Origin of the sequence: Butyricimonas sp. RTP31003st1_G1_RTP31003_210430, assembly GCF_040920905.1 — a bacterium.
In the GTDB taxonomy this organism is placed as follows: domain Bacteria; phylum Bacteroidota; class Bacteroidia; order Bacteroidales; family Marinifilaceae; genus Butyricimonas; species Butyricimonas paravirosa.
Genome location: NZ_JBCOSQ010000071.1, coordinates 16,342 through 27,840 on the forward strand (window position 1 = coordinate 16,342; position 11,499 = coordinate 27,840).

Below are 11,499 nucleotides of genomic sequence, written 5' to 3' on the forward strand. Positions count from 1 at the left end.
ATCAATACCATTTATATTAACAAAAATGTTTGTATATTGCAATGCTTTTAAGCACCTTTTTTTTGATTAAAATTAAGAAATACCAATAGGAATAATTTCATTTAAGCGTGGAACTAAAATTTAAGTATTATTTAAGCACAAAGAAATTTATATTTCTTCTGTGCATCATTATTTTACCGTCTATCAGTCATGCACAATCCGTGGGATCAACAGGTGCGACAGCTGTCGATTCCCTCCGCAGGCAATTCGAAAAGGATGCAACACAAACTGTTACTGATTTTGAAGAATATAGCAAAAAAGCACTGGAAGAATACGAAAAATACGAGGCACAGGCACGTGCGGACTATTCTCGTTATACTCGCTCCATCAAACAGACCTGGGGTAGTGATACGATCGTAGACAACACCCCGACAAAATGGGTCGAATACAGTAATGACTATCAAAATCGCTCGATTGTTGATTTTGACCAAGGAAAAATCCTCGTGGAAGTCGCCCTTGATAACAACAACACGGTAGATACCAACGCTATAAACACACGTTTGGCTACCGCCATTGAACATTTACTGAAAAGTCAAGGATCAACCTGCCCTTACCAATCATCCGTTGACGTCTCAAAGCCTTTAACCAATAATCCCGTACTGGACGGTTTGGTCGATTTTTCCATGTATAAACCCGACAAAACCTTAAGTTCAACGGGGAAAGAGACAACACCCGTTCGTACAGCCCCTCCCACCCCTACGGTGAAAGGACAAAAATTGTCCCTCAATACCAATCAAAAGAAAGAATCATCCGGGGACACGGTCTCCACGGGAACAACTATGGCTCGTCGCGTACAAGAAGAAGGTAACAAGAATTCCGGCAATCCTCTAGCGGACAAACGGGAAGAAGCACACAAACGGGCCGAACAAAAAACACAGGGTTGGCAAAATGAAGCTGAAAAGGCCATTTTAGTAAAAACAATAGCCGCACAAAGCCCCAAAAAGATCACGAAAGTGAAAGGAGACGACGGGAAAGTACGTCAAGTGGTTCAAATAGAAATGAATCTTGTTTCCGACAATCTATCAAAAAACGCAACACTTTATAAAGACCTCGTGGCAGAATTTTCACAAGTATTCCAAATCGAGCAACCGCTGATTTTTGCCGTGATGGAACAAGAGTCCCGTTTCAACCCCGAGGCAACAAGTTGGGTACCCGCTTACGGGCTGATGCAACTGGTACCCAAGTCCGGGGGATTGGATGCCTATAATTACGTGTATAGAAACACTTGGGCCCCGACCCGGAGTTATCTTTTCGTTCCCCGCAATAATATTGAACTGGGCACGGCCTATCTTCGTGTTCTCATGAATCAATTTTCCTCTGTTACCGACCCGCATTGTCGCAGGCTTTGTGTCATTGCCAGCTATAATACCGGAGCGGGAAACGTGAGTAGAGCCTTTACCGGGGCTACGAATTTAAACAAAGCAATCCCGTTGATTAATAAATATAATTACGAGCAGTTATACAGCCACCTCACGAATCGTTTAAGCACGAGTGAGGCCCGCAATTATGTTTCAGGAGTTAGCAAGCGACGGGAAAAATATCTCAAACCATAAAAAGAAATACCAATGTTTTGTCCAGAGTGTGGTAATCGTATCGAAGATCAGAATATACATTTTTGCCCGGAATGCGGAGCAAGAATAGAACAAGAGAGTAACACCGAAAAAAAAGCTCCCGTCAAACCTCACCCTCAAGGAATGAGTATGCACGGATTGATTTTCACGAACTTGGATCTACTAGCCGAAAAGACGGGAACAGACGAGCAAAGTCTGATGGCCATCTTTGATGCCTTCATCCGACAGAAACGGGAATACGGCATCTCGTATAAACTCGTTGATGCAGGTAATTACACGTATCGGAAAAGTGGCTTTTGGGGTAACTCGAAAAAAGTACATTTAAAGATAACCAACCCGTTATGGGATTACATGGACATATTGATGGATGTCCATAACGGGGAACAGGCGGCAGGAGACGAAATATCGCAATATCTATTTATTATAGGAGGCAGTGACATTATTCCCATGCCATGCATCCATCACTACATTCCCAACGACAGTAACGATGACAGTATCGACACGGATATGCTTTACGCTTACCCCTATGGGAAGGAGATGATTACCTTGCTCGAAAATCAAGCGGCATTTACTTATGATCAGCTCTTTTTCGTGGGAAGGTTACCCCTCGGAGAAGACGCTTCACTCGAAGATTTATGTGGTTATCTGGAGCGCGACATCGATTATTCCAACGGGTTTCCGATGAACGAGGCTTACGGTCAATGTGACCCGCACTGGAAGAAGGTGTCCAGTTACGTGGCAAATGATCTTCTGAACGGGAATTATTTCCGTGATCTGAGCCGTTACCTGTCACCGGATCACTATTATAACCGATTACTCCTTTCCCCCATGGTCGTGGAAGGGAATCTTCATCAAGTTTTCCACACGAACGCCTCGTTATACTATTTCAATCTTCATGGCGGAGAAGGATTGGAATCACGCGGTTACGCGGGAGTTATGCTCAACAAGGAAGAGTACGGGGCATTACCGGCCATAGAACCGGAACACATGATGACCTGCGAGGAACCCAATATCGTTATCAGCGAAGCCTGTTACGGGGGACGTTTTATCGGACTGGACCAACACCACAGCATGCTGCTGGCCTCCCTGTTCACGAACACGCTGGCATTTGTCGGATCATCACGCGTGGCTTGGGGTGCCGTTGATGACGCCTCTTCTCCCCAATCCGGAGTATCGGTAAGTTACGCCGACATCATCGCCGGTTATTTCATCAGTGCCATCCTACAAGGCTATACAGTGGCTGAAGCATTATTTATTGCCCGCAGTGCCGTGTTGCAAGGAACCGTTCCGGGAGACCCTCATGCCGCACTGACCGTCGTGGAGTTCAACCTTTTCGGTGACCCGATGACCACGATGAACGTTCGTACAAACTTGAAATCCGGAAATAAAGCTACATCCAAAACGACCTTGGTCGATCCGAATACTAAAATAGGATGCACAATCGAGAAAATAAAAACAGAAAAAGAGAACGGCTCTATTCTGGAACAGGTACGGGGTGCTGTAAATGCCAACATCCAACAAATTCATACCACAATAGGACAACACTTGTACGCAAGTTATGGAATCAAACCTCGTCCGGTGGAAGAAGTTTTAAAGATCAAGTACAGCAACGGGCAGGAAGAGATGAAATTCAACTATGACCTGACTTCCGAAAGGCAGATCCCCACTCGGTTTGTTGTCACGACCAGTTCGGATGGGAAAATTAAGAGTGTATATACCACAAGATAATCTACTAAACGTGAAACTATAAAACTATACAATATGAATTGCCCTAAATGTAACACAAGTCTTCGTCCGGGAGTAAAATTCTGCACTTCTTGCGGACAAAAAATAGAGGAATTAACCACATGTACCCAATGCGGAACCCCGTTAAAACCTGGAGCTAAATTTTGTATCAAATGCGGTCAGAAAGTAGCTCTTGCGGAAAAGACATCTACCCCGTCAGCGGAAACGACGTCAGACATCAATTCGGTCAAGGGACGTATATACTGGAACATACAACCGGGACAGGTAGCCCGCGTGATTAACGAAACGGAATTTGACTCGTATAACGATATTCAAGGTATTATCATCCCGGAAGGGACAACAGCCTATATCCGTGCCAACGGACGCACGATTGCCTCCATCAGCGGAGGAACGTATAATTTCAAAGGCTCGTCCGGTGATTCTTCCGGTCCCTCGACAGATTCGTTACGCAAGGGATGGTCATTTATTGTCAACCTATTCAAAAACAAGAAAAAAGAAGAGAAACCGACAACGGAGGAACTCTACCTGCAACAACAAAATTTGATTCGGGAAAACGCCCGGAAAGGAGCCGCTTTCTCAGTTGTTATCCTACTGGATAAGTCGTTCCCTCTTCTTTTCGGTTCCAGACAAGGCGAACTCGACAATTACAAGGATTTTGTCCCTATGAAGATACAAACCCGGTACCTGGATATGGCACTGGGAGTGAATGCATACTTCAAGATTTCAGACCCGGAGCGATTCATCGTTCATTACCTGACCGAGCGCCAGATGTTGAACACGACTGTTATCGTGGACGAGATCACGGATACCATCCGGAACGTGTTGCAAGATACGTTGTATGACACGGAACTCACATCTAATCGTATACCGCAGGAACTTCATGCTTTACTGAAAGATAAAATCAATGCCGTGGCACCGGAAGCCTTCTTCGGAATATCCATCGTGCGTATTGTTGAGATTTCAGCGACCAGCGAGGATTTAGAGCGTTTTAGAGTGTTGAGCCGCGAGCTTTACCTTTCGGATAAAGAATTGGATTACCTCCGACGTACCAATGATTTCAAGAACCGAATGGCAGACACAGTGAATGAACAACGCTTGCACGAAGCCACGACCGACCTCGACCTGGATAAACAACTGGAAACGATTAATCATGACCGATTGCTACATGAAGACGAAGTGGAAAAATTCAAACATTTCCTGCAAAACGAACGCATCGTACGAGAGGCTCAAAACGATGAAGAGCGGGACGCTGCCCTTCTGGAAATTGTCAAGACAGGATTAATTCGTGAAGATGAAGCCCGTGCTCTCCACAATCAACTGGAAACAAACGATTACCAACGAGGGATGATGTTCCAGATGATGCAACTCCGTGACGGTATCGAATTCGAGCGCACCCGTATGGAAGGCGAAGCTGAAAAAGCGACTCTAATTATCAAAAAAGAACTTGAGCTACAAGGTCTTCAAGACGATTACGAGGACTGCCGTTTCTATAAAGAAGTTGACAAACAACGCGTGGTGGCCGAAACGAACCTCGATCTGGATCAACGCCAGCGAGACATGGACTACAATGATGCTAAACGGATGCATGATATGGACCGGGAAGATGACGACAACCAGTTCCAACAATTTATGGCCATGCAAAACGCGGAGGAACAAGCAAAAGAAAATCAACGCAAGCATGAAGCGGAAGTAGAACAAAACCGCTTAAAGACAGCCGAAGAAATGGAACGCCTGAAATGGGAAAATGCCAAAGAACTTTCCGATGAAAAAGTGTGGGCATTAAACGGTGGGGATGCTGCCGTGGCTTACGCAGAAAATAAATACAGCTCGGAGGCCGAACGTGAGGCAAGTGAACGACTAGAAGCTCAACGCCGGGAAATGGACGCTCGCTTGGAAGCCGAACGGGCCTCTCGTGACACGGATCACCGGGAGAATCAAGCCCAAATGTTCCAGATGATGCGGGACATGATGACTATGACCGGAGGAATTCAAGCACAGAAGGTGGAAGATAAGGAACGTCGGGCTCAAGAAGAAATGGCCGAAAAAGAACGCCAGCTACGTGAACGGGATGAGCGTATACTCCGTCAGGAAGGACGAATGGACACGGCTTATGACCGGGCGTTGGATTACACGACTCACAATAATATGCCACCACAGACACCTCAACAGGTAGCCCCGGCACAACCCGAACAACAAGCCCCACGGCCACAACAGGCGCAAACACCACAAGCCCCCGCAGCAAAAACAGTCACGTCGACCCTCTGTCCGGATTGTGGAGCCTCGCTGGAACCCGGAATGAAATTCTGCGCTGATTGTGGAGCCAGTATATAGTAAAATGATTTTTCAATTCAACACATAAAGATATGACAACCATTCACGGAATCCTGGAATGCCCCCTATTGGACCACGGGTCGAAATCCGAAGGTCGGAGGGCAATCCTCACGGATGATGACGGTAAAAAATACAAGCTTTACCGGGCCGGGATTTTACCATCCGGAGACCCGTTTTTTATCCCTTATGACGGGATGCATATCGGGGTTACCGGAAGCGTAGAGGAAGAAACCGGGAGCTTTCTGGTCACCTCCCTTTTACTGGAGGACGGCACAGAAGTCTTTCCGCAAACACCGGAAATCCCCGCAGGTGAACCCATTGAACTCCCTCCACCGCGTAAACTAAAGAAATTAATAAAAAAGAAAAATAAATAAACATACAAGATCATGAGTAAAGAGAGATTTTGTCCGGAATGTGGTCAGCCTGCAGATGCAGACGAACGTTTTTGCCGGGATTGCGGGGCAGAAGTCCCATTTGAGTCAAACGACGACACGACCACCGCAGAAGAGATGTTGAATAAAGTGAAACCTTCAGGAACGACAGAACCGATTATAGGGGCGGGAGCACGTGCTAATGTTTCCGGGGGAATTAACCAATCCTCCACGACCCATGCCAACATCAATACATCAAGTGTCGATAACTCTTCCACGGTTCACCATAACACGACCATTGTCATGGAAAAGGATGAAGCCGAATATTGTGAAGTATGTGGAAATCCTTTTGACGACAGACACGCCCGATGTCCCAAATGCGGGAAAGAGATTTGCTTTGATTGTAAAGTAAAAGGAAAGAACCGTTGCGTGGAATGTGAAAAAAAATCCATCAACGAATATCGCCTTGCTTTCCAACAACTACTCCTGACGACCAATAGCAATATCGGTATTGCCGGACGCCAGATGATGGATCAAAAAGCCAGGGAACTGGACGTGGAGGATACAAAAGCCGACATTGAAAAAGAGATGACGGAATTGTATAAACCCGCGAATAAAGCTACTCAACCGGCGGTGGTTTCCGCCTCGTCTTCTGACCGACCTGTTCAATCACAGGAAGCTAGCCAGAAAGGTGTAGGAGCTTTAACCGGATCACATCAACGTCCCATTCCCAAATCGGGTTCAAGTAAAAGTAAATGGATCCCCTTGAGTGTCATTCTACTCGCCGTTGTAGTCGGCTACATTTTCATGTCTAAAAAGGACGAACCGGTTAAGAATGCACCCGTGACTCCCCCGACAGAACAAAAACAAACGGGAACAAAGCAAGAGACTCCCACCGTGCAGTCTCAAACCACTCCCCCGGTAACCGCTTCCGAGAAAAAAGAAGTGCAGACGGAGAAAGTGCCATCACAACCCGTTGCGGAAAAGAAAGATGCCGATTATGATGCCGGAATGACCGCTTTTGACAATGGGAAAGGACTGGATGCTGTCCGCCTCTTCAAGAAATCCGGTAGCGCAAAATCATACTACATGCTGGGACTGATCTATGAAAACGGTTGTGGTACGGTGGGAAGCAACGGAATGATGGCCCGGAAGAATTTCAAGAAGGCCGCAGACATGGGACATAAGGATGCTAAAGCAAAATTATAAAACAATATACTATTAACCTTTAATTTAAATTTTACTACTATGTTAAAGAGAATTATTACCTGCGTGGTGTTACTTTGTGTAGCGATGATCGTGGTGAAAGCACAAGAAGCAAAGAAACCGAGAATGTACGTTGAACACTTCACGGAAGCAAACGGTGTTAGTGAAAGTGATAGTGACAAAATTCGTCACGCAGTCATGGCTGCCCTCAATAAGACAAAACGTTTTGAATTAGTGGATCAGGACGCAGAGCACTCCATGAAGAAAGAAGGAGAACGTCGTTCGGATGAAAAAGCGATGAGTGACGAAAAAGCACGCACGCAAACCATCACGGCCGCTGCCCATGATTATATTTTAAACGGAAACGTGTTGGCTTGTTCCGTGAAATCCGAACAAAAGGATGGAAAAACGATGTATTCCTGTGTTCTGAATTATTCTATAACCGTGACAGAAGTCGCCTCTTCAACGACCGTCGCAACAGCCACGTTTGACCATTCTCCCTCCGGACTTGGAGGTACGGTAGGTAAATTTTTGGATTTATCAGACTCCAAAGATAAAGCAATCGCCAGTGCGGTCAACATGATCAACAGTGACATCGGAGATTTCCTGATCAAAGAATTTCCATTGGAAAGCACAATCGTACCCATGGATTATGAAGTAAAGAAAGATAAACTCGTGAAATGTTATATCAACTTAGGCTCGGATCACGGGGTGAAAAAAGGAGACTATTTCTCTGTTTTAGCTCCCAGCATGAGAGCCGGTCGCACGACATACAGCGAGATCGGTAAAATGAAAGTGGAAGAAGTGGTAGACGGAACCATGTCTCAGTGCAAGATTGTTCAAGGAGATAAAAAAATATTCACCGCCATGGAGGCTTTCCAAGCTCTTGACGAAGCTGCACAAAACCAACAAGCCCTAAAAGTGAAAGCAACCGTAGCACCATTATTCTCACTGTAATCGTTTATTTATGAAGAAAGTAATAACCATATTTGGCATACTGTTATTCCTCTGTACAACTTCAGCGAAAGCGCAGGAGTACCTTCAGATTGTTTCCTTGGAAACTGACAAAGGTGCAACCGCCGTTTTTACCTCGGCAGGGATCGCTGATAGCAAAAAAGGGGTTGAAACAGACGCTATCAAATCACTTATCTACACCCTGTTCTTTCAGGGAGTAGAAGGTGTTAATGACGGCAAACCTTTGGTCAGCAAGCCTAACGAGGCTTATACCAATACCTTTTTTAATAATCAGGCCCGCTACACACCTTACGTGGTCAGCGTGGAAGAATCCGGCAAATCAACAAAGGTTGGCGGACGTTTCCAAGGTACAATGCGGATCACCTTGCGTCTTCGTCAGTTGATTAATGATGTACGGAAAAATACACATTATGACGCAATGTTGGCAGAAACACCCAAAACTCGCCTTCCCAAACCAACCATTATTGTGGTGCCTTACAAGAAAAAAGGGGAGAGTTTCGAGTCAAAACTGGAAAATGACAGCGATTACCGCATCGCCGTGGGAGCCGTGCAGAAAGGGCTCGAATCTTGTGATATCAAAACCATTGATTTGCAAGGACGGATTGACGCCATGAATCGCCGGAGCCAATATGAAGACAATGCCGGAGCAGCGGAATCGAATGACAAACAACTTTTAATGTCTTCCGGGGCAGACGTTTATGTCACGGTGGATTTAATGAAAGATTACACGGCACAAGGTGCCCGCGTAGCATTAGTCATGAAAGCCTATGAGACCGCAAGCGGAACGATCTGGGCATCGGAGGACGGCTGGACCAATCGTTTCCAGACAACACAAACCGAGGTGTTATGTTCCTATGCCGTGAAAGATAATCTTTCCCCATTCTTGGAGCAAATCATTAAAAATTTCTCCCAGCCTGCCCGTGTTGTTTTGCAAATCTCCATTAGTGGAAACTCGACAGGTTCCTTGCAAGATGCTTGCTGTGCCAACGGGGAGAGAATTGTAGATTTCATTCAGAATTGGTTGGACCGTAACGCGCACGAAGGAGACTATCATATACAAGGTATCATGGATGAATCGGCTATATTTGATTACGTGATGATCCCGAGGGAAGACAAAAACGGCTTCAAAATGACCTCCTCGAAGTTCGCAAAAGACCTGAACGATCAGCTCAAGGCACAAGACGTTTCAGGAACCGTTCGCATTGACGGGAATACGATTTTGTTGATGCTGGACCTGTAACAAGTGATAACAATAAAAAAATAAAACTATGCGAAAGGTTATTTTAGGCCTGTTACTCTCGATATGCTGTGTTTTCCATGCGGAAGCACAAGCGCCCGAATGGGTAACCCAACGCCCGACCTCGTCTGACGCTTACATCGGTATTGGAGTTGCATCGTTATCGGACAACGACTACATAAAGAAAGCAACCCAAAGCGCCTTGTCGGACATCGTTTCACAGATCGCTGTAAAACTTGAAAACAATTCTTTTTTACACCGGGTGGACGTGGATGGCAAGACACGCGAAATGTTGGAAGACAAAATACAAAGCTCAATGGCAGCTTGGCTGGAAGGGCAAGAACTGAAAGGCAGCTACCAGTCAGATCAAAAATATTACGTGTACTACGCTTTGGACAAAAAAGTATATGCCCGCAAGGCCGAAGAACGTCGGCAACAGGCCATAAGAACGGGGATGGATTACCTCCAAAAAGGGCGTAGCGAAGAGAATGCCATGAATCTTTCGCAAGCTGCCCAACTTTACGGTAAAGGACTGGAAGCCGTGGAACCGTGGGCCTTCATGGATTTAACGATAAATGCCGTGAATGTTCCCATTGAACTCTACAATGCCTACGTGAATGTGTTCAACGGTATGACGATCACAACGAATGTCGTGCTGGTAGAAGGTGAGGCTTTTAAAGCAATTGCAGAACCTATTGCCGGATGTCTGTCTAAAAATGGTACTGTCGTTCCGAATGTAAAGCTGAATGCCTCGTTCGTGTCGGGTAATGGTTCCGTGTCTCCCGCCATTCAAACGGACTACACGGGTACTGCGGAATTCTACGTGACAAATATCGCCTCGAAGGAAGAGGTGCAGGAATTACGCATCACCATTGATGACTCGTTCATGAACAGCCTGCCAAAGGCGTATCGCCAGCTATTACAAAATCAAACCTGGCCTTCGGCGAAAGTCACGATTTCATTGAAAAGTTCACCGATTACCGCCTATTTATACATAAATGAAGATAACGATTTGGAAGGTATCGAACGACAGATCGGTAGTCTACTGACCAATAATTATTTCACACTATCGGAAGACCCGGATGCTGCCACGTGTTTCGTGGATTTATCCACCAAACTGGAAATGGGAGAAGTCGTTACCGGGGGAACGTATGACTTGAACACGTGCTATTGCTCGCTGGTTCTCAAGATTTACAATAACAAGACCCAGCAAATGCTTCTGAACTATTCAGTAAACCAAGTTAAAGTATTAATACCCGTAAATAAATCGGCAACAGCATCACTCTCGACGTGTATTCGGGAAATGATGAAACGAGTGAACCGGGAATTGCCGGCCCAGATTAAAAAATTAAAAATCAATTAAAAGGTAATATTATGAAACACTATGTCTTATGGGGATTGATTGTAGCTGCATTCTTTTTATTAAGTAGTTGCGGTTCATCAAAGAAAATCCAAGAAAAAAGTCCGATTTCCACTTATATCATGCCGGGTGCAGACCTGATCAGCGGTAATGGTATCCTTCGGGGATGGGGTTCAGGCAGATCCGATAGCGAAGCCTCTGCCCGAAAAAAAGCCCAAATGGCCGCTTCTGCAGAATTAGCCGCTATTCTAGCTAAAACGGTGGAATCTACTACCGAAGAGTATTCGACGATCCTGTCAGAAGGTATGTCTTCCGAATCCAAGTCTTTACTTACGGATAAAACGAAAATAACCGTGAATCAAACCTTAGCGGGAGCCACGATTGTATTCGACCGCTGGGACAAAGACGAGAAAACCGGACAATTTATTAATTATATCGTTCTGGAACTCAAAGGAGACGATTACTTGAAAAATTTGTATAAGGAGCTTGAAAAGAATGATGCGGCTACCGTAGATCGGGATTTACTGCAACGCCTTTTCTTGAAACACATTGACGAAAATTCGAAAAAGTAAATAATAAATGAGGATGTGTCAAAAGTCATTTTTCAAACTCCCTCCCCCCTTCGGGGTACTCCCTCTATAAACAGAGGGAGAGTTGAAATAC

General features: G+C 45.4%; 9 protein-coding genes. All 9 read left to right on the forward strand.

The annotated features are described in order from the left end of the window. Window positions 1-107: 107 nt before the first annotated feature. From AB5542_RS17660 to AB5542_RS17700, 9 genes are read left to right on the forward strand one after another with little or no spacing between them, the layout of a single operon-like run. Window positions 108-1,592, forward strand: a complete 1,485-nt coding sequence (locus tag AB5542_RS17660) for a murein transglycosylase domain-containing protein (protein ID WP_340278753.1) — start codon at window positions 108-110, stop codon at window positions 1,590-1,592. A gap of 12 nt (window positions 1,593-1,604) precedes the next feature. Beyond that, entirely contained in the window at window positions 1,605-3,338 is a 1,734-nt protein-coding gene (locus AB5542_RS17665) for a C25 family cysteine peptidase (protein ID WP_288215383.1), read from the forward strand. 33 nt (window positions 3,339-3,371) lie between these two features. Beyond that, the gene (locus tag AB5542_RS17670; RefSeq protein WP_288215384.1) at window positions 3,372-5,687 is read left to right on the forward strand and encodes a zinc-ribbon domain-containing protein; all 2,316 of its coding nucleotides are present in this window, start codon (window positions 3,372-3,374) and stop codon (window positions 5,685-5,687) included. Between the two features lie 32 nt (window positions 5,688-5,719). Further along, on the forward strand, window positions 5,720-6,061 hold the full coding sequence (locus tag AB5542_RS17675) for a hypothetical protein (protein ID WP_288215385.1): 342 nt from the start codon (window positions 5,720-5,722) through the stop codon (window positions 6,059-6,061). A 12-nt stretch (window positions 6,062-6,073) separates the two neighbouring features. After that, window positions 6,074-7,267, forward strand: a complete 1,194-nt coding sequence (locus tag AB5542_RS17680) for a zinc ribbon domain-containing protein (protein ID WP_279039579.1) — start codon at window positions 6,074-6,076, stop codon at window positions 7,265-7,267. A gap of 39 nt (window positions 7,268-7,306) precedes the next feature. Further along, a complete protein-coding gene (locus AB5542_RS17685; RefSeq protein WP_279039580.1) occupies window positions 7,307-8,221 on the forward strand; it encodes a hypothetical protein in 915 nt (304 codons plus the stop codon). A 10-nt stretch (window positions 8,222-8,231) separates the two neighbouring features. After that, window positions 8,232-9,479: a DUF6175 family protein gene (locus AB5542_RS17690; protein WP_279039582.1), complete on the forward strand. Its 1,248-nt coding sequence runs from the start codon at window positions 8,232-8,234 to the stop codon at window positions 9,477-9,479. Between the two features lie 28 nt (window positions 9,480-9,507). Then, complete coding sequence (locus tag AB5542_RS17695) at window positions 9,508-10,839, forward strand: LPP20 family lipoprotein (RefSeq protein ID WP_279039584.1); 1,332 nt, start codon at window positions 9,508-9,510, stop codon at window positions 10,837-10,839. 11 nt (window positions 10,840-10,850) lie between these two features. Continuing rightward, entirely contained in the window at window positions 10,851-11,408 is a 558-nt protein-coding gene (locus AB5542_RS17700; protein WP_087421131.1) for a hypothetical protein, read from the forward strand. The last annotated feature ends 91 nt before the right edge of the window (window positions 11,409-11,499 follow it).